This is a genomic window from Escherichia sp. WS547 (genome assembly GCF_046486065.1).
GTDB classification, from domain to species: Bacteria; Pseudomonadota; Gammaproteobacteria; order Enterobacterales; family Enterobacteriaceae; genus Escherichia; species Escherichia coli.
This window is the reverse complement of record NZ_JBJQMA010000002.1, coordinates 42789-62242: the sequence shown is the minus strand read 5'-3', so window position 1 is coordinate 62242 and position 19454 is coordinate 42789. Positions and strand designations below refer to the sequence as shown.

21 protein-coding genes and 3 tRNA genes are annotated in these 19454 nt (G+C 50.8%); 12 read left to right on the top strand and 12 right to left on the bottom strand.

The window, feature by feature from the left end; all coding sequences use genetic code 11:
* Positions 1-26 precede the first annotated feature (26 nt).
* Entirely contained in the window at positions 27-941 is a 915-nt protein-coding gene (locus ACJHWK_RS02110; RefSeq protein ID WP_000091572.1) for a GntR family transcriptional regulator, read from the bottom strand.
* A 138-nt stretch (positions 942-1079) separates the two neighbouring features.
* On the opposite strand from ACJHWK_RS02110, the gene lgoD reads away from it, so the two are divergent.
* Positions 1080-2102, top strand: coding sequence for an L-galactonate oxidoreductase (gene lgoD, locus ACJHWK_RS02105; protein WP_000106043.1), 1023 nt, complete (start codon positions 1080-1082; stop codon positions 2100-2102).
* 139 nt (positions 2103-2241) lie between these two features.
* Here the strand turns inward: lgoD and opgB are convergent, their stop codons facing one another.
* From opgB to ACJHWK_RS02075, 6 genes are all read right to left on the bottom strand, one after another.
* Positions 2242-4533 carry a phosphatidylglycerol--membrane-oligosaccharide glycerophosphotransferase gene (gene opgB / locus ACJHWK_RS02100; protein WP_001292678.1) on the bottom strand — a complete coding sequence of 764 codons (2292 nt, stop codon included), beginning with the start codon at positions 4531-4533 and terminating at the stop codon, positions 2242-2244.
* A gap of 253 nt (positions 4534-4786) precedes the next feature.
* The gene (gene yjjA, locus ACJHWK_RS02095) at positions 4787-5281 is read right to left on the bottom strand and encodes a DUF2501 domain-containing protein YjjA (RefSeq protein WP_001308243.1); all 495 of its coding nucleotides are present in this window, start codon (positions 5279-5281) and stop codon (positions 4787-4789) included.
* Positions 5282-5329: 48 nt separating this feature from the next.
* Positions 5330-6067 carry a DNA replication protein DnaC gene (dnaC, locus tag ACJHWK_RS02090; protein ID WP_000799911.1) on the bottom strand — a complete coding sequence of 246 codons (738 nt, stop codon included), beginning with the start codon at positions 6065-6067 and terminating at the stop codon, positions 5330-5332.
* Positions 6068-6069: 2 nt separating this feature from the next.
* Entirely contained in the window at positions 6070-6609 is a 540-nt protein-coding gene (gene dnaT / locus ACJHWK_RS02085; RefSeq protein ID WP_000098818.1) for a primosomal protein DnaT, read from the bottom strand.
* A 106-nt stretch (positions 6610-6715) separates the two neighbouring features.
* Entirely contained in the window at positions 6716-7189 is a 474-nt protein-coding gene (locus ACJHWK_RS02080; protein ID WP_000538191.1) for a threonine/serine exporter, read from the bottom strand.
* Complete coding sequence (locus tag ACJHWK_RS02075) at positions 7180-7950, bottom strand: threonine/serine exporter ThrE family protein (protein ID WP_001338213.1); 771 nt, start codon at positions 7948-7950, stop codon at positions 7180-7182. Before ACJHWK_RS02075 ends, ACJHWK_RS02080 begins: the two co-directional genes overlap by 10 nt.
* A gap of 618 nt (positions 7951-8568) precedes the next feature.
* On the opposite strand from ACJHWK_RS02075, the gene ACJHWK_RS02070 reads away from it, so the two are divergent.
* Both ACJHWK_RS02070 and bglJ read left to right on the top strand, forming a co-directional pair.
* The gene (locus ACJHWK_RS02070) at positions 8569-9294 is read left to right on the top strand and encodes a helix-turn-helix domain-containing protein (RefSeq protein WP_000936635.1); all 726 of its coding nucleotides are present in this window, start codon (positions 8569-8571) and stop codon (positions 9292-9294) included.
* Positions 9252-9929: a DNA-binding transcriptional activator BglJ gene (bglJ, locus tag ACJHWK_RS02065; protein ID WP_001301727.1), complete on the top strand. Its 678-nt coding sequence runs from the start codon at positions 9252-9254 to the stop codon at positions 9927-9929. Before ACJHWK_RS02070 ends, bglJ begins: the two co-directional genes overlap by 43 nt.
* Before the next feature lie 37 nt (positions 9930-9966).
* On the opposite strand, the gene fhuF is transcribed toward bglJ, so the two are convergent.
* Entirely contained in the window at positions 9967-10755 is a 789-nt protein-coding gene (gene fhuF / locus ACJHWK_RS02060) for a siderophore-iron reductase FhuF (RefSeq protein WP_000331618.1), read from the bottom strand.
* A gap of 140 nt (positions 10756-10895) precedes the next feature.
* Between fhuF and ACJHWK_RS02055 the strand changes: the two genes are divergently transcribed.
* Positions 10896-11132 (top strand): DUF1435 domain-containing protein, encoded by a 237-nt coding sequence (locus tag ACJHWK_RS02055; protein ID WP_001393508.1) that lies wholly within the window; start codon positions 10896-10898, stop codon positions 11130-11132.
* Positions 11133-11170: 38 nt separating this feature from the next.
* Here the strand turns inward: ACJHWK_RS02055 and ACJHWK_RS02050 are convergent.
* The 4 genes from ACJHWK_RS02050 to rsmC all read right to left on the bottom strand — a co-directional run bounded on the left by ACJHWK_RS02050 (position 11171) and on the right by rsmC (position 12792).
* Positions 11171-11257, bottom strand: a tRNA-Leu gene (locus ACJHWK_RS02050).
* A 34-nt stretch (positions 11258-11291) separates the two neighbouring features.
* Positions 11292-11378, bottom strand: a tRNA-Leu gene (locus tag ACJHWK_RS02045).
* Between the two features lie 28 nt (positions 11379-11406).
* Positions 11407-11493, bottom strand: a tRNA-Leu gene (locus tag ACJHWK_RS02040).
* A gap of 267 nt (positions 11494-11760) precedes the next feature.
* Complete coding sequence (gene rsmC, locus ACJHWK_RS02035) at positions 11761-12792, bottom strand: 16S rRNA (guanine(1207)-N(2))-methyltransferase RsmC (protein WP_001272330.1); 1032 nt, start codon at positions 12790-12792, stop codon at positions 11761-11763.
* Between the two features lie 102 nt (positions 12793-12894).
* Here rsmC and holD point away from each other — a divergent pair, with 102 nt between their 5' ends.
* The 8 genes from holD to ACJHWK_RS01995 all read left to right on the top strand — a co-directional run bounded on the left by holD (position 12895) and on the right by ACJHWK_RS01995 (position 19352).
* Positions 12895-13308, top strand: coding sequence for a DNA polymerase III subunit psi (holD, locus tag ACJHWK_RS02030; RefSeq protein ID WP_000204012.1), 414 nt, complete (start codon positions 12895-12897; stop codon positions 13306-13308).
* Positions 13277-13723: a ribosomal protein S18-alanine N-acetyltransferase gene (gene rimI / locus ACJHWK_RS02025; RefSeq protein WP_001092461.1), complete on the top strand. Its 447-nt coding sequence runs from the start codon at positions 13277-13279 to the stop codon at positions 13721-13723. The genes holD and rimI overlap by 32 nt, the downstream gene beginning before the upstream one ends.
* Before the next feature lie 14 nt (positions 13724-13737).
* Entirely contained in the window at positions 13738-14415 is a 678-nt protein-coding gene (yjjG, locus tag ACJHWK_RS02020; RefSeq protein ID WP_000870710.1) for a pyrimidine 5'-nucleotidase, read from the top strand.
* Between the two features lie 90 nt (positions 14416-14505).
* A complete protein-coding gene (gene prfC / locus ACJHWK_RS02015) occupies positions 14506-16095 on the top strand; it encodes a peptide chain release factor 3 (protein WP_000175940.1) in 1590 nt (529 codons plus the stop codon).
* Between the two features lie 392 nt (positions 16096-16487).
* On the top strand, positions 16488-17093 hold the full coding sequence (gene osmY / locus ACJHWK_RS02010; protein ID WP_001295748.1) for a molecular chaperone OsmY: 606 nt from the start codon (positions 16488-16490) through the stop codon (positions 17091-17093).
* Between the two features lie 126 nt (positions 17094-17219).
* Entirely contained in the window at positions 17220-17381 is a 162-nt protein-coding gene (locus ACJHWK_RS02005; RefSeq protein WP_000490275.1) for a DUF1328 domain-containing protein, read from the top strand.
* Positions 17382-17502: 121 nt separating this feature from the next.
* A complete protein-coding gene (locus ACJHWK_RS02000; protein ID WP_001299799.1) occupies positions 17503-18576 on the top strand; it encodes a patatin family protein in 1074 nt (357 codons plus the stop codon).
* Entirely contained in the window at positions 18573-19352 is a 780-nt protein-coding gene (locus tag ACJHWK_RS01995) for a metal-dependent hydrolase (RefSeq protein WP_000563040.1), read from the top strand. The genes ACJHWK_RS02000 and ACJHWK_RS01995 overlap by 4 nt, the downstream gene beginning before the upstream one ends.
* Positions 19353-19454: the final 102 nt, after the last annotated feature.

Sequence of the window (19454 nt, the reverse complement as noted above, 5' to 3'; positions counted from 1 at the left end):
AATAGTTTGCTGTTTTTAATCCGTACTTAATGAGCATAACGCGTGTTCTCATTAATGGATCGAATCATTGATTGTTTAGCTGAATTCAAATGGTTACGGAGCGCAAGGGTGGCATCAAGGTCACTGCGGCAAATCAGAGCGCTGAGAATGGTCATATGCTCATCGACGGCAATGATATTGCGCTGTTTAAGATCGCTTTCGTCCCATTGATAGTGAAAATGAAAGATGACTGAGATGATCTCAAGAGATTGATCAAAAAAGATATTGTCGGCAGCTGAAAGCAGTAAGGAGTGAAAATCTCTGTCAAGTTGCGAGAACATGCGAAAGCTATTGCCGATGTTGTCACGCAGTAGCCGATGACGTTCGAGCATGGTTTTCGCCTGCAGCCAGCGGGGATCATGATCAGGCAGGTTGAGAAAGTGCTGAAGTGAATGTGTTTCGAGCATTTCGCGTAGTTCAAACAGCTGCTCGGCGTAGGATTGATCGAATTGCTTCATGCTCCACTGGCCGCGCTTTTCGCTTTGAATAAGATTATAACGGCCGAATTTTAAAAGATATTCTCTTACTACAACCGGGCTGACACCCGCGGCCCGAGCCAGTTGCAGTTCAGAAAAAGTTTCCCCAGGGCGTAACTGGCGCTGGTTTATCATCGTGAAAAAAGCCTGCTCAAACACTTTGTTTTGTTCACTCATTGAAGCGGTAGTACAGGCGAAACCGTCATCATGGTCAGGTTTACGCGCAATCACATAGTCGTTTCCAACCTGCGTTAAGACGCCGCATTCGCGTAAGTGGCTGAGAATATGACGCACTGTAGTGCGGCTGATGTTGTACATTTCCGCCAGCGCACTTTGCGATGGAAGTGGGGAAGGGATATGACCCCGCGCCATATCATCAATGACCTGGTTAATCACATTGTGGCGTAAATTTTGTGAACGACTCATATTTTCCTCCTTGTGAGTCCATTAAAACCCGATTTAAAACATTTTTATGCGTGTGTTTTCACAAAACAGATTTTCCGTTCCGCTGCCATTTTTCATTTTCATTGATATCTAAGGCAACAAAAAATGGAGAGCCGAATCATGTCTACGATGAATGTTTTAATTTGCCAGCAGCCGAAAGAATTAGTCTGGAAACAACGCGAGATACCTATTCCGGGTGACAATGAAGCATTAATAAAAATTAAGTCTGTCGGGATTTGCGGTACCGATATTCATGCCTGGGGTGGAAATCAACCATTTTTTAGTTATCCACGGGTTTTAGGCCATGAAATATGTGGGGAGATTGTTGGGCTGGGTAAAAATATTGCAAATCTTAAAAATGGACAGCAAGTAGCGGTGATCCCTTATGTTGCCTGTCAGCAATGCCCGGCGTGTAAAAGCGGGCGTACCAATTGCTGTGAAAAAATTTCAGTCATTGGCGTGCATCAGGATGGCGGTTTTAGTGAGTATTTGAGCGTGCCGGTGGCGAACATTTTGCCCGCAGATGGTATTGACCCGCAGGCGGCAGCATTGATTGAACCTTTCGCTATTAGCGCTCATGCGGTACGTCGCGCAGCCATTGCTCCCGGCGAGCAGGTGCTGGTGGTCGGGGCGGGGCCAATCGGTCTGGGCGCGGCGGCAATCGCTAAAGCCGATGGCGCACAGGTGGTGGTGGCGGATACCAGTCCGGCGCGCCGTGAACATGTGGCAACGCGTCTGGAGTTGCCCGTGCTGGACCCATCAGCCGAAGATTTTGACGCGCAGCTGCGGGCGCAGTTTGGTGGTTCTCTGGCGCAGAAAGTGATCGACGCGACAGGTAATCAACATGCGATGAATAACACCGTGAATCTGATTCGTCACGGCGGCACGGTGGTATTTGTCGGTCTGTTTAAAGGTGAGTTGCAGTTCTCCGATCCAGAATTCCATAAAAAAGAAACGACGATGATGGGTAGCCGCAACGCCACGCCGGAAGATTTCGCTAAAGTCGGTCGACTGATGGCGGAAGGGAAAATCACTGCCGACATGATGTTAACCCATCGCTACCCGTTCGCCACGCTGGCAGAAACCTACGAGCGTGATGTGATTAACAATCGTGAGTTGATTAAGGGTGTAATTACTTTCTGATAAGGCGAGATTATTAAAGTTGCCATGCAGCGTCCGGGGAAGTGTTGGGCGCTGTTTTTTTTCTGTTTCTCAATGATGTTTTGTAGGCCGGAGAAGATGTGTAGGTCGCACCTTATGCGACCTACACATCAGTCAGAAATTACCCTTCACGTTCCACAACTTTAATTTCCACCATGCCGATCCCGAGCTTACGCGGCGAGTGTCCGAGGATATTCCCTTCGTTGGTTGAGACAGGTTCCGGCGGCACAATTACCAGTGTGTCGGCATCGGTTGGGTTATCGAAATGCAGTGTGGTGGTGGTCACTTCATTGCCCAGCACAAGAGTTTTTTCTTCATTGCCTACGCGTACCGGAATAGGACGGCTGGCGTTATTGCCGTATGCTTTGGCGGTAATCACCAGGTCAAATTTCTTCGGCAGCGGATGCTTGTACTCGATTTTTACTTCATCGCCCAGCTGCGCGTTGGACCAGCGGCCCCACGACTCCGGACGGGAAATCCCGCTAAACTGTTTCACCTCTTCTGGCGCACCGGCGACGTTAAAGATGAAACTGTCGGCTTTGTAGCGAATATCGTTATCAACAATCTTCAGCGTATCGACATTGCCTTTGTAACGCGCCATGTCGATGACCGTATCTTTAAATGCCGTTTTGCCCTGCCATGTTGTTTTGTCAACATGCTGAACAATTTGCTGACCGCCAAGCTGCCCTTGCGAGACACACCAGTCGGTGGAAAGTGCCAGTTCCGGAGCCCAGAGTTGTGCCATCTTGTAGCAACGGTCAACCCAGACGAAATTGTCGCGTGGAGCGAAATCGGCCAGCTGGAAACGCAGCGGTGCTGAGTATTCGCTTTCCGGCAGCGGTTCCACGCGTTTGTCTGAAACCCGCAACAGCAGCGGCAAACGGAAATGGCTACCCGAGAAGGCAATCATGTTTTTCTGCTGGTCGATGGTGAACTCTTTCATCTCTTTAGGGAATTTCCACAGGCGGATGATATCTGGCTTCCACGCCAATGTTTTCTCTTTGATATTGAGGAAGATTTCCGACATCGACTGCCCGGATAAACTGCTACGACCAAGTCCGAGATAGTTATCGCCACCGAGAATGTCCAGCACCGTCGCGCCGTTATCCATCGTGTTACGCTTCACTGCCAGCGTCTCTTGCTGCGGCTTGTCGCCACGAATGACAAAAAACAGGTTATTGCGATCCTGCTTATTGAGGTATTTCCACGCCGTGTTGTTCATCGCTAAATGGTCAGAAGAGACGACGATGACGGTATCTTTAAACCACGGTGACGCTTTGATTTTGTTGATAAACGTCGCGATGTTCTCCTGGCTGCAACTTACCGCGCTGAATGACTGATTCGGTTTACCGTCAAAATCATATTTTTTGCGGTTACAGGTACGAGAGATAAAACCATCCGGGTGATGGGTATCGACTGTCAGGGTAAACAGTGAGAATCGCTGACCTGAGCGGGAAAGCTCTTCAAACTTTTTCCACGCTTCATCGAGAACGGTATCGTCGTAGAATCCCCAGTCGTTGCGATAGTGCGGGTCGGCTACCACGCTTTTCAGCTCTTCTGAGCCGTATAAGTGGTCGAAGCCATGCGACTTCAGGAACACATCTTTACCGGCAAAACGCAGATTCGCGCCCTGCACGAAATAGTTCTGATAACCCGAGTTTTTCAGGATATCTCCCAGACAGATGTTCTGCGGGAAGAAGCTGGAGACAGAGGCGGAGGCGTTGCCTTCAAAGGGGGCAAACAGCGGTATGCCGCACTGAGAAGCCACCATGCCCGCAATCGTGTAATCTGTTCCCGGCAGCTGCTGCGTGTGGCTGAAATCCAGGCCTTCATTTTTCAACGCGCCCAGTTCAGGCGTGAGATCCGGGAAAGCCTCGTTATCAAAATAGGTCCGCTCGAGACTTTCGCCGTAGATATAAACCAGGTTGAGTTTCGGGTCAGGGATAGTTTTCGACGGCTCTTTATAATAAGCCGCAAAGTCCGGGTCGCCGTCGCGTGACTGGGATTTCACCAGTTCCGTTATCTGACGAAATGCCGGGCTGGCGTCCACCGAACCCAGCGCCAGTAAGAGCGCCAGCAGGCTGTAACCAAAATGGTGCGGATGATGGCGACGACGGCGCAGGATCCAGCCCAGCGCACCGAACACCGCTGTCAGCCCCAGCACAATGCCGATACCCGGCAAAATGTATTTGCTGACGCCAGCACCGGTCAGGCTGTTGGTTAAGGTATAGAGAACCGCGTCGTTAATACCATCGCCAGTAAAATAGTCGCTGGCAAACAGGGTGATATTTAAAACGACAAATAGCCCCAGCACCGTTAACGTGGCTGCAAACCACCAGGTGTTACGTCCCGCTTTCCATGCGTAAATCAGCACAGAGGCGAGAAAAAGGGCGAAAGAGAGTAGTTCTGACAACGGGCGATCCTCACTAAACCGGGCCGTTTAGCCAACGTTTAAGCTTTTTGAGAAGCACAATGTAATGGCGTCGCCATATTGCTGCAATTCTAGTGTCAAAAAAATGCGATGTTGTTAGGAATTAGTTTATAAACAGACTTTTTTGATTACGGTCACTTCCCGTGTAACAGGGGTAAAACCGTCCAGGAGCAGGGAAAAGGGCAGGAGAGAGCCGCGTCAGCCGGGTAACAGCTAAAACGCGGCGTTTCGCGGTTCAGGAAATGAAGTTCAGCCCCTGTTTTAACACCAGATCGCAGGCTTTGGTTTTCACCTTTTCTGCCAGCGGAGTTGTTCCGATGTTATCCAGATTGAGTTGCTGACCATCTTTGGTTTTCAGCAAACCCTGAATGCCGTCCAGATAGTTGGTGTCTTCTTTTTGCTCTTCACTGTTCAGGCCCAGCTTTTCCAGCACCTGGTTCTTGATGTTTTCGGCATCGGTTACCGACGCCAGCTTTTGCTTCGCGCAGTATTGCAGAATGCCTGCGGCATTGTTCATGTTATCTGCGCTTAAGGCCTGGTTTCCGCTGCTAAGCAAGTTAGTTAATGACGCGAGCGACCAACCGCCTTCCTGTGTCGTGCTGTTTTGGTTGCCAAGTTCGCTGGCGGCGCTGGAGAGCGCATCTTTCCAGGACGCAGCATGCACCCCGGTGGAAATTAATGCGCTGGCGGCAATGGCACAGCACAGAAGATGTTTAACAGTTTTCATCATCATTACTCAAGGTGGAATTGTGTCGCAGTATACCGCCAGAAACGGGGATTAATACTCTTTACCTGTTACCCGGCTACGGTAGCTATCCCAGTTGAAGATCACCCACAAACTGTTACCCAGGCGCATACGGTCCATCACGCGTTCGCCCAGCAACTTGGTCATCTCTTCCATATTACTGTTGGTCAGCATCCCGGTTGGGCGTTTGGAAGAAGAGCGGCGATCGACGATCTGGTTGATGATCACTTTTTCGTATTTCGATTCGGTCTGCACGCCGATCTCATCGATCACCAGCAGATCAACGTTGCTCAGATCGTTAAGCAGTTGTTCTTCGCTGGTACCGCTATTCCTGAAGGTATCTTTCATCGCCGACATAATATCGGCCACGGTGATGATCAATACGGATTTACCGCGTAGCAGCAGCTCGTTGCAGATTGCCGCCGCCAGATGGTTTTTGCCGGTTCCTGGCTTACCAGAAAAGATGAAGCTGGCGATGTTGCCGTCAAACTCTTCGACATACTGGCGCGCTTTGCTTAACGCATTCATCTGCCCTTCACACTCAACGCGATAGTTCTCAAAGGAACAGTTCTGATGCAGTGGACGAATACCGGAGCGGTTAAAGGTGCGCTGCATTTTCATCGCCCGATTTTCACGTTCGAGAGCGGCGGAGCGGATCGCTCCTTGTTCTTTTTGCCAGGCCAGTAGTTCTTCACCCGTTTTGAATGCGGGTTTGATATGGGCAGGCATCATTTTTTGCAGGCGTTGCATCAGGTCGCCAACGTTTTTCATCGTTACCCTCTGAATCCTGGTGGAATTTGGCTGTCAGGTTCGCTGACCGTATTCACATCTCGTTTCGGCAGTCCGCCGTTGCTGGCACGACCGATTTGCAGGCTGCGCGCCAGTTTTTGTTGCCACTGCACATGGTGAAAGACTTTACCTTCCGCCTGCCAGTAGGCAATGAATGAGGCCAGTTCTTCGGTGGTCACCGGCTCTCTTAGCGCCACGCCCCATAGCGCCGCCAGGCGGATAAAATCGGCATCGGGTTGCCAGTCCGGATACATGGCGAATTTCCCCATGGGTACAGCAACGGGAGCGGCTTGCGGTTCCTGATAGAGTTGATCGTCCAGAGCGACATCGCTTCCCGGACGCGCCAGCTTTTCTTCCAGCGCCAGCAGTTCAGCCAGGCGTGCAGGCGTGACGGCATAAAACGCCGGGGCATTGTTAGCAAATACGGCAACCACACCGCCTTCAGCTTTTGCCAGAACGGTTTGGTGATCGTGTACCAGGGCGTCAATACCAACGACGTCCGGGGTCAAAACTCTGGAAGACATACTGTTTCTCAAATATGGAACGATGAACGAGAAGGGAGATAACTTTTATAGTAACACACGGAGGAGAGGAGGCTGTCTCTCATCCGTGTGCTTAAGCGAGGCAATTTTATACGCGAGGGCGCTTGCGGTACAACCATAATCCAGGAATGGAAAGACCGATGGATAACGCACCAACAATCGATGAAGCTGTAAGAAAGTTGGTTAACAGGGTAATCATCAACGGTTCGCTGTAACCTAACTGGCTGATTTTTACCGCCGAAATCATTGCGGTATAAGCCGATATGCCCGGGAACATAGGGATAACGGCCGCCACGGTAAACACTTTCGGATGCGCCAGATACCAGCGCGACCATTGAATACCAATGGTACCGACCAGCATAGAAGCCATAAAGGTTGACCACTCAATATTCAGCCCGCTGGTCATCAAGATCATTCGGGAACCATGACCTATCGAGCCAAGCAGCGCACACCAGCGTAACGCCCGCACGGGAACGTTGAACACCATCGCAAAGCCGACCGCAGGAATGGCGGCGAGGATCATATCCTGCGCCAACGCTAACAGAAATTCGATCACACCCATCCGCGTAGCCCCCAAATCGTCAGTGCCATCACTACGCCGACGCAGGTAGCCAGTGTCAGCAGACTGGCGATCGCCCAGCGTGCCAGTCCGGTATTGATGTGGCCTTTAAACATATCGGCGACGGCATTAATCAACGGAAAGCCCGGCACTAGCAGCAGAACGCTGGCGGCCATCGCAATGGTGGGGGTATTGCTGAAAGTGGGGAGTTGCAAAAGCAATCCGGAAATGGTGGTGGCGGCGAAAGCGGTAAGGCAAAAGTTGATCTGTGGATGAAGATGACGTTGTGCCAGCAGCTGGCGGATATACATCGCGGTCGTACTGGCAAAGAAGGTGATGACGGCACCATCCCAGCCACCGTTATTGAGTTTACAGAAACAGGCGCAAGAAAGGCCAACCATTAAGGCTACCAGCCATCTTGGGTAACGTAATGGCTGAATTTGGCTAAATCGTTTCTCTACGCCTTTGTAATCCAGCAGATGATGCTCCGCAAGAATCACAATGTGCTGGACTTCAGTCACCACATGCATATTAATGCCGCGATCGTGATTTTTACGTGTCGATGTCAGGCATTGCCCATCTTTAATAGTTGTCAGCACTATGGCGTTCGAAGAGATAGAACTTTCGACGCTGTCCATTCCCAGTGCCCGACCCAGTCGTGAGGAAAGCTCATCAACCAACGCGCTTTCCGCACCATGTTGCAAAAGAAATAATCCACACTGGATACAAAGCCGTGTTACGGCTCGCTGTTGCTCAGTTTGCATAACTCGCCCTTTGTCATAGACGTGCTGCGTATTGTTCAGATAATGAGAATCCATTTGTATCATGAAGCACGGTTGTTTTGCGGTAGGTTAAGATCAAAATTGCGCTGATTAATCCTGGTTATCGGGAGAAGCTCGGTGATAAAAAGCGAATTATCTCTCGCCGCAAACAAACTATCACATGAATATTATCATCATAATGAATTTATTGTTTGGCCTTTACGAATCAGGATAATAGATAACCGGGCACGTTTTTTAATGTTAACAAGCTAAAACCATCAGATTTCATTGAATAAATATTGGTTGTGTGATTTTGCATTCTGCGGGAAGGGATATCATTTAATTATAAATTAAATGAATGTGATTTCTGTTTTTCATTAAGTATTCCTAACAACTTAATGTAGATATTTTAAATGTCTCCAGGCTATTTCACCAGGTTATCATTTGATGCTAACCTTCTGACACATGCAGTGGAGTTGTTGTGCAGCAGGAGTATGCTGATATGAAAGTGAATGCTAAGGATAATTTATTCGCTTAATCTATTAATTTGCTGGAAACATTTAAGGAATGAATATCCTGAATAAACCATCATAATTTTTAGACAGTGGATGTGGAGGAAATATGTTGCCAGGATGCTGCAAAAATGGAATTGTTATCAGTAAAATACCTGTTATGCAAGCAGGGTTAAAAGAGGTCATGAGGACTCACTTCCCTGAATATGAAATAATATCCAGCGCCTCTGCGGAGGACCTTACCTTATTACAATTACGTCGTTCCGGATTAGTCATTGCTGATTTAGCCGGTGAAAGTGAAGATCCACGTTCTGTTTGTGAACATTATTATTCTTTAATCTCACAATATCGGGAAATTCACTGGGTTTTCATGGTGTCACGCTCCTGGTATTCCCAGGCAGTAGAACTGCTCATGTGCCCTACGGCGACGTTATTGTCTGATGTTGAACCCATTGAGAATCTGGTCAAGACCGTACGTTCCGGCAATACGCACGCAGAGCGTATCAGCGCCATGCTGACCTCCCCGGCAATGACTGAAACTCATGATTTTAGCTATCGCTCCGTCATTCTCACTCTTTCAGAGCGCAAGGTACTGCGGCTATTAGGTAAAGGATGGGGCATCAACCAGATAGCTTCATTGCTTAAGAAAAGTAATAAAACTATCAGCGCCCAAAAAAACAGTGCGATGCGTCGACTGGCAATTCACAGCAACGCTGAAATGTATGCATGGATAAATAGCGCGCAGGGTGCAAGAGAACTTAACTTGCCTTCTGTTTATGGAGATGCCGCAGAATGGAACACAGCCGAATTAAGAAGAGAAATGTCGCACTCATAGAAAAATGCGTCATGAGTAGTATCGGTATTGAGAGTTTATTCAGAAAGTTTGCGGGTAACCCTTATAAGCTCCATACCTATACCAGTCAGGAGTCATTTCAGGATGCCATGTCGCGGATCTCGTTTGCGGCGGTCATTTTTTCTTTTTCTGCCATGAGAAGTGAGCGCAGAGAGGGATTATCTTGCCTGACTGAACTGGCGATTAAGTTTCCGCGTACCCGGCGTTTAGTTATTGCGGATGATGATATTGAAGCTCGGCTGATTGGTTCATTGTCGCCATCACCGCTGGACGGTGTATTAAGTAAAGCGTCAACGCTGGAGATTTTTCATCAGGAACTCTTTTTGTCATTAAATGGTGTACGTCAGGCGACCGACCGACTGAACAATCAGTGGTACATTAACCAAAGCCGGACGTTAAGCCCGACGGAGAGAGAAATATTGCGCTTTATGTCGCGTGGCTACTCAATGACACAAATTGCCGAGCAGCTTAAACGCAATATCAAAACGATCCGTGCACATAAATTTAATGTGATGTCGAAACTGGGCGTCAGTTCTGACGCAGGGTTGTTGGAGGCCGCAGATATTCTGTTATGTATGCGGCATTGCGAAACAAGTAATGTGTTGCATCCCTATTAATCCGCATGATGCCGGGTTTACTTCCCCGGCAGTGCTTTCATTTCAGCGTACAATCGCCACATTGCTGCACATCCGGTAAGCGATAACGCTGGCAGCAAGTGCGGCGCACCAGCAGGCCGTCGCGCAGTACCACGGTACGCCAGAGTGGATTATCTTCACCGTTCGTGAGCGTTTTCTCAAAAAAGAGGGCATGGCGCAGCGATTCAACAGTAGCCTCGCCGAGCAGTTGCTTCATCTCAGTGAGATACCAGTTGATCAAATAACCGGTATTACTCCAGATAAGTTTGCCGTTGATCTCTCCGGTCGCTTCTAGTGCTTGCACAACCGGAACCAGCGCCTGGCTGATTAACGTTTCCATTCGATGCTGCGGCGAATGTGGTGTTGCGTTTTTATCTTCACACACATCGACCCAGAAACAGGCGACGCGTCCGGTTTCGTGAAACTCAGCATGGAAATGTTCCGGCGACACATCTAATGCCTTTTCCTGCGTCAGTAGCGCCAGCATTAATGGTGGCACCATCAGGCCGATATACCATTGTGCCCATAGTGAGATCAGCGGTTTGTTCTCGCGGATCATCATCGGTTGGTTGCGATAGATATGATCGGAATAGACCGCCAGCAGAGAACTTAGCACATTCGGTGATGACCATTGCGCCAGCGTCATGGCGTTAAGTGGGGCAGGTTCATCCAGGCGGATAAACTCCAGCAAATGTTCACGATGTTTTGCGATCGTCGCCCGCACGGCTTGCGCAAGCGTGGGATCCTGCGGCTGGAGATGCGTTCGCCAGATGACATCTTCATAGAGCGGTGCGGAACGATAGGCCATAATCGGGATAGTAATCTAAATGATAATGATTGCTAATCCTAGCGATAGGTTTACCCGATAGCAAGGGATTTATCTGGCTTGCAAATGATAAAAATTATCATATGATATTGGTTATCATTATCAATGAGAGAGATGAAATCATGTTGCAACGTACGCTGGGCAGTGGCTGGGGAGTGTTGCTGCCGGGATTGCTGATTGCAGGGCTGATGTATGCGGATTTATCGTCAGATCAGTGGCGGATTGTCATTCTGATGGGATTAGTATTGACGCCGATGATGCTGTATCACAAACAGTTGCGGCATTACATTTTGCTACCATCGTGCCTGGCACTTATTGCTGGCATCATGCTGATGATAATGAATTTGAATCAGGGATGAAAAATCAAGGAAGAAACAAGAAAGGAAGTAAAGATAATTGGTGCGAGGGGGGGGACTTGAACCCCCACGTCCGTAAGGACACTAACACCTGAAGCTAGCGCGTCTACCAATTCCGCCACCTTCGCACAGTCATCTTACTTTTTTTGATATCGCCTCGTTTGGTGCGAGGGGGGGGACTTGAACCCCCACGTCCGTAAGAACACTAACACCTGAAGCTAGCGCGTCTACCAATTCCGCCACCTTCGCCCAGTGCGAGCAATATCAACGTGGTTTTTGGTGCGAGGGGGGGGACTTGAACCCCCACGTCCGTAAGGACACTAACACCTGAAGCTAGCGCGTCTACCAATTCCGCCACCTTCGCATACCATCAATTCTTAAAAAGAATTGCTACCACGGAGGCGCATTCTAGTGGTTTTCAGCTTTTCGTCAATAGTTAATTATCGACAGAGGTGTAATTGCTGGAAAAATGTCCATCAGGAAACTAGCGTGCAGGTTTGGTATGCATGCGGGGGCAGATGCCAGATGCGACGCTGGCGCGTCTTATCTGGCCTACGAAGGGCTAACGTGCAGGTTTTGTAGGTCGGATAAGGCGTTCACGCCGCATCCGACACGGTATTCGGCGAGATAATTAACCTTTCTTCGCCTGGCGGGTCATAATGGCGCGATACACCTTGAAGCGCCCTGTTTGCGCGATCACTTCGTGGAAGCCAAATGTCTCATCCAGCACGTCCGGATAAGGCAGGAAGGCGTTCGCTACAATTCGCAGCTCGCCGCCGCTATTAAGATGACGCACCGCACCGCGAATCAGCGTTTGCGCCGCATCCAGGCTGGTTTGCATCCCATCGTGGAACGGCGGGTTGGAGATGATCATATCAAAACGACCTTTCACCTCGGAAAAGACGTTGCTGGCAAAGACTTCACCTTCAACACCGTTGGCCGCAAGTGTTGCGCGGCTGGCTTCTACCGCCGGGGCAGAGACATCGCACAAGGTGAGACGAATTTTCGGCGAATGGCGCGCAAAGGCAACTGAAAGCACGCCCGCGCCACAGCCGACATCCAGCACTTTACCTTTCGTGTGCGGAGTTAACGTCGAGAGCAGCAACTGGCTACCGACATCCAGACCGTCGCGGCTAAACACGCCAGGCAGCGTTTTGACCGTCAGGCCATCGACGCTGTATTCGCCCCAGAATTTCTCCGCATCAAATACCGGCTGTTTTTCCAGACGACCAAAATAGAGGCCACAGCGACGAGCGCTGTCGACTTTATTCAACGGCGCATAATCTGCCAGCATCTGCTCGGCGCTGCGCACGCCGCTGCGGTTCTCGCCAACGACAAAAATATCTGTCCCCACTGGCAGCAGAGAAAGTAAATTCATCAACTGGAACTGGGCTTCCGGTTTGTTCTTCGGCCAGTAGTAAATCAGCGTATCGCAATCTGCGACGTCATCCGCCGTGGCGACCAGACTGAAACGGGCGTTATCCCCCATCTGGCGGCTTAATACCTGCCAGTGGTGGAATTGCTGGGTATGAGCACGGCTGGCCGCGGTATCTAAACGCGCGGGCAGGTCATCCTGTAAGTCTCCGGCAAACAGAATACGGCTTTGTTCGAAATCATCACTGTGACGCAGCAAGACTTCACTTGCCGGGGTAAATGCAGACATGGAATGCTCCTCAATTGATACTGGCGGCGATTATAGCCATATGTTGGCGCGGTATCGACGAATTTGCTATATTTGCGCCCCTGACAACAGGAGCGATTCGCTATGACATCCCGACGAGACTGGCAGTTACAGCAACTGGGCATTACCCAGTGGTCGCTGCGTCGCCCTGGCGCGTTGCAGGGGGAGATTGCCATTGCGATCCCGGCACACGTCCGTCTGGTGATGGTGGCAAACGATCTTCCCGCCCTGACTGATCCTTTAGTGAGCGATGTTCTGCGCGCATTAACCGTCAGCCCCGACCAGGTGCTGCAACTGACGCCAGAAAAAATCGCGATGCTGCCGCAAGGCAGTCACTGCAACAGTTGGCGGTTGGGTACTGACGAACCGCTATCACTGGAAGGCGCTCAGGTGGCATCACCGGCGCTCACCGATTTACGGGCAAACCCAACGGCACGCGCCGCGTTATGGCAACAAATTTGCACATATGAACACGATTTCTTCCCTCGAAACGACTGATTTACCGGCGGCTTACCACATTGAACAACGCGCCCACGCCTTTCCGTGGAGTGAAAAAACGTTTGCCAGCAACCAGGGCGAGCGTTATCTCAACTTTCAGTTAACGCAAAACGGCAAAATGGCGGCGTTTGCGATTACGCAAGTGGTGCTGGATGAAGCTACATTGTTCAATATTGCGGTCGATCCTGACTATCAGCGTCAGGGATTGGGAAGGGCGCTGCTGGAACATCTGATCGACGAACTGGAAAAACGCGGCGTGGCGACACTATGGCTGGAAGTCCGTGCTTCAAACGCTGCCGCCATTGCCCTGTACGAAAGTTTAGGCTTTAACGAGGCGACGATTCGCCGCAATTACTACCCCACCACGGACGGTCGCGAAGACGCCATCATCATGGCGTTGCCAATCAGTATGTAATACAAGGTGGAATAATGAAGTGGGACTGGATTTTCTTTGATGCCGATGAAACGCTGTTTACCTTTGACTCATTCACCGGCCTGCAGCGGATGTTTCTTGATTACAGCGTCACCTTTACCGCTGAAGATTTTCAGGACTATCAGGCCGTTAACAAGCCACTGTGGGTGGATTATCAAAACGGCGCGATCACTTCATTACAGCTTCAGCACGGGCGGTTTGAGAGCTGGGCCGAACGGCTGAACGTCGAGCCAGGTAAACTCAACGAAGCCTTTATTAATGCGATGGCGGAAATCTGCACGCCGCTGCCGGGCGCGGTTTCTCTGCTTAACGCCATTCGTGGCAACGCCAAAATCGGCATCATCACCAACGGCTTTAGTGCCTTGCAACAGGTGCGTCTGGAACGCACGGGCCTGCGTGATTACTTCGATTTGCTGGTGATTTCCGAAGAAGTTGGCGTTGCCAAACCGAATAAGAAAATTTTCGATTATGCGCTGGAACAGGCGGGCAATCCTGACCGTTCACGCGTGCTGATGGTTGGCGACACTGCCGAGTCCGATATTCTCGGTGGCATCAACGCCGGGCTTGCGACCTGCTGGCTGAATGCACACCATCGCGAGCAACCAGAAGGCATCGCGCCCACCTGGACCGTTTCTTCGTTGCACGAACTGGAGCAGCTCCTGTGTAAACACTGATTGCCTCCCCCCCGTTGATGGGTAAAATAGCCGCAATTTTTCGTTTTCAACAAGCGCGGCGCGATGCCGCTTACTCAAGAAGAAAGAATTATGACGTTGTCTCCTTATTTGCAAGAGGTGGCGAAGCGCCGCACTTTTGCCATTATTTCTCACCCGGACGCCGGTAAGACTACCATCACCGAGAAGGTGCTGCTGTTCGGACAGGCCATTCAGACCGCCGGTACAGTAAAAGGCCGTGGTTCCAACCAGCACGCTAAGTCGGACTGGATGGAGATGGAAAAGCAGCGTGGGATCTCCATTACTACGTCTGTGATGCAGTTTCCGTATCACGATTGCCTGGTTAACCTGCTCGACACCCCGGGGCACGAAGACTTCTCGGAAGATACCTATCGTACCCTGACGGCGGTGGACTGCTGCCTGATGGTTATCGACGCCGCAAAAGGTGTTGAAGATCGTACCCGTAAGCTGATGGAAGTTACCCGTCTGCGCGACACGCCGATCCTCACCTTTATGAACAAACTTGACCGTGATATCCGCGACCCGATGGAGCTGCTCGATGAAGTTGAGAACGAGCTGAAAATCGGCTGTGCGCCGATCACCTGGCCGATTGGCTGCGGCAAGCTGTTTAAAGGCGTTTACCACCTTTATAAAGACGAAACCTATCTCTATCAGAGCGGTAAAGGCCACACCATTCAGGAAGTCCGCATTGTTAAAGGGCTGAATAACCCGGATCTCGATGCTGCGGTTGGTGAAGATCTGGCACAGCAGCTGCGTGACGAACTGGAACTGGTGAAAGGCGCGTCTAACGAGTTCGACAAAGAGCTGTTCCTTGCGGGCGAAATCACTCCGGTATTCTTCGGTACTGCGCTGGGTAACTTCGGCGTCGATCATATGTTGGATGGCCTGGTGGAGTGGGCACCTGCGCCGATGCCGCGTCAGACTGATACCCGTACCGTAGAAGCGAGCGAAGATAAATTTACCGGCTTCGTATTTAAAATTCAGGCCAACATGGACCCGAAACACCGCGACCGCGTGGCGTTTATGCGTGTGGTGTCCGGTAAATATGAAAAAGGCATGAAACTGCGCCAGGTGCGCACTGCGAAAGATGTGGTGATCTCCGACGCGCTGACCTTTATGGCGGGTGACCGTTCGCACGTTGAAGAAGCGTATCCGGGCGATATCCTCGGCCTGCACAACCACGGCACCATTCAGATCGGCGACACCTTTACCCAGGGTGAGATGATGAAGTTCACCGGTATTCCGAACTTCGCACCAGAACTGTTCCGTCGTATCCGCCTGAAAGATCCGCTGAAGCAAAAACAGCTGCTCAAAGGGCTGGTACAGCTTTCCGAAGAGGGCGCGGTGCAGGTGTTCCGTCCAATCTCCAACAACGATCTGATCGTTGGTGCAGTTGGTGTGCTGCAGTTTGATGTGGTGGTAGCGCGCCTGAAGAGCGAATACAACGTTGAAGCAGTGTATGAGTCAGTCAACGTTGCCACTGCCCGCTGGGTAGAATGTGCAGACGCGAAGAAATTCGAAGAGTTCAAGCGTAAGAACGAAAGCCAACTGGCGCTTGATGGCGGCGATAACCTCGCTTACATCGCTACCAGCATGGTCAACCTGCGCCTGGCACAGGAACGTTATCCGGACGTTCAGTTCCACCAGACCCGCGAGCATTAATTCTTGCCTCCAGGGCGCGGTAGCCGCTGCGCCCTGTCAATTTCCCTTCCTTATTAGCCGCTTACGGAATGTTCTTAAAACATTCACTTTTGCTTATGTTTTCGCTGATATCCCGAGCGGTTTCAAAATTGTGATCTATATTTAACAAAGTGATGACATTTCTGACGGCGTTAAATACCGTTCAATGCGTAGATATCAGTATCTAAAGCCGTCGATTGTCATTCTACCGATATTAATAACTGATTCAGAGGCTGTAATGGTCGTTATTCATCACTCATCGCTTTTGTGATGGCGACCATTGACTTCTGTAGAGGGTGAAGTCTCTCCCTATTCAGCAATGCAACCTCGTGTTGCCAGGCTCAAATTACGAGCAAACATACAGGAATAAATCGATGACTATGACAAGACTGAAGATTTCGAAAACTCTGCTGGCTGTAATGTTGACCTCTGCCGTCGCGACCGGCTCTGCCTACGCGGAAAACAACGCGCAGACTACCAATGAAAGCGCAGGGCAAAAAGTCGATAGCTCTATGAATAAAGTCGGTAATTTCATGGATGACAGCGCCATCACCGCGAAAGTGAAGGCGGCCCTGGTGGATCATGACAACATCAAGAGCACCGATATCTCTGTAAAAACCGATCAAAAAGTCGTGACCCTGAGCGGTTTCGTTGAAAGCCAGGCCCAGGCCGAAGAGGCAGTGAAAGTGGCGAAAGGCGTTGAAGGGGTGACCTCTGTCAGCGACAAACTGCACGTTCGCGACGCTAAAGAAGGCTCGGTGAAGGGCTACGCGGGTGACACCGCCACCACCAGTGAAATCAAAGCCAAACTGCTGGCGGACGATATCGTCCCTTCCCGTCATGTGAAAGTTGAAACCACCGACGGCGTGGTTCAGCTCTCCGGTACCGTCGATTCTCAGGCACAAAGTGACCGTGCTGAAAGTATCGCCAAAGCGGTAGATGGTGTGAAAAGCGTTAAAAATGATCTGAAAACTAAGTAATTCGTCGTAATTCGTCCTCCCGAACTTTGTCGGGAGGCGCGATGTGCACCACACTAAAAATATCGCATTGAGTGATTTTCACGCTCATATCAAGCGGTGACATTAACTATGGTAAAGGAGACGCTTATGTTTCGTTGGGGCATCATATTTCTGGTTATCGCGTTAATCGCCGCCGCACTTGGGTTTGGTGGTCTGGCCGGTACCGCTGCAGGCGCAGCTAAAATTGTCTTTGTCGTCGGGATTATTCTGTTCCTGGTGAGTTTGTTCATGGGCCGAAAACGACCCTAGATTTCAGACCATTAAGAAAATTTTATCCAAAGCCAGTCCAGCGGACTGGCTTTTGCGGTTTTAGCGAATAATAAATTGCGTTACTTTGTCATTCTTTCACAACAAAAACAGGAAGGCAGAGGTGGGGCAGCGAATACCTGTAACGCTTGGTAATATTGCGCCGTTGTCGCTAAGGCCGTTCCAGCCTGGACGAATAGCTCTGGTGTGCGAAGGCGGCGGACAGCGTGGAATTTTCACGGCTGGCGTGCTGGATGAGTTTATGCGCGCGCAGTTTAATCCTTTCGATCTTTATCTCGGCACATCTGCCGGGGCGCAGAACCTCTCGGCGTTTATCTGCAATCAGCCCGGTTACGCGCGCAAAGTCATCATGCGCTATACCACAAAACGCGAATTTTTCGATCCATTGCGCTTTGTCCGTGGAGGAAATCTTATCGATCTCGACTGGCTGGTGGAGGCCACTGCAAGCCAGATGCCGTTGCAAATGGATACCGCCGCGCGGTTGTTTGACAGCGGCAAATCGTTTTATATGTGCGCCTGTCGTCAGGATGACTACGCGCCGAATTACTTTTTACCAACCAAACAAAACTGGCTGGATGTGATTCGCGCCTCCAGTGCGATACCTGGCTTTTATCGTAGCGGAGTGTCGCTGGAAGGCATTAACTACCTGGATGGCGGGATCAGTGATGCGATTCCGGTTAAAGAGGCGGCAAGGCAGGGCGCTAAAACGTTGGTCGTCATTCGCACTGTGCCGTCACAAATGTACTACACGCCGCAGTGGTTCAAACGCATGGAACGCTGGCTGGGTGACAGTAGCCTGCAGCCGCTGGTCAATCTGGTGCAGCATCATGAAACCAGCTATCGTGACATTCAGCAATTTATTGAGAAACCACCGGGCAAGCTGCGGATATTCGAAATTTATCCGCCGAAGCCATTACATAGTATCGCGCTTGGCAGTCGGATTCCGGCGCTGCGTGAAGACTATAAACTTGGGCGTTTATGCGGTCGTTATTTCCTCGCCACGGTTGGCAAGCTATTAACTGAAAAAGCGCCGCTTACCCGCCATCTGGTGCCAGTGGTGACGCCGGAATCGATTGTCATTCCGCCTGCGCCAGTCGCCAACGATACGCTGGTTGCCGAAGTGAGCGACGCTCCGCAGGCGAACGACCCGACATTTAACAATGAGGATCTGGCTTGATTTGCCGTTTTATCGACACCCACTGCCATTTTGATTTCCCGCCGTTTAGTGGCGATGAAGAGGCCAGCCTGCAACGCGCGGCACAAGCGGGCGTAGGCAAGATCATTGTTCCGGCAACAGAGGCGGAAAATTTTGCCCGTGTGTTGGCATTAGCGGAAAATTATCAACCGCTGTATGCCGCATTGGGCTTGCATCCTGGTATGTTGGAAAAACATAGCGATGTGTCTCTTGAGCAGCTACAGCAGGCGCTGGAAAGGCGTCCGGCGAAGGTGGTGGCGGTGGGGGAGATCGGTCTGGATCTCTTTGGCGACGATCCGCAATTTGAGAGGCAGCAGTGGTTACTCGACGAACAACTGAAACTGGCGAAACGCTACGATCTGCCGGTGATCCTGCATTCACGGCGCACGCACGACAAACTGGCGATGCATCTTAAACGCCACGATTTACCGCGCACTGGCGTGGTTCACGGTTTTTCCGGCAGCCTGCAACAGGCCGAACGGTTTGTACAGCTGGGCTACAAAATTGGCGTAGGCGGTACTATCACCTATCCACGCGCCAGTAAAACCCGCGATGTCATCGCAAAATTACCGCTGGCATCGTTATTGCTGGAAACCGACGCGCCGGATATGCCGCTCAACGGTTTTCAGGGGCAGCCTAACCGCCCGGAGCAGGCTGCCCGTGTGTTTGCCGTGCTTTGCGAGTTGCGCCGGGAACCGGCGGATGAGATTGCGCAAGCGTTGCTTAATAACACGTATACGTTGTTTAACGTGCCGTAGGCCGGATAAGGCGTTCACGCCGCATCCGGCAGTTGGCGCACAATGCCTGATGCGACGCTTAACGCGTCTTATCATGCCTACAGGTTTGTGCCGAACCGTAGG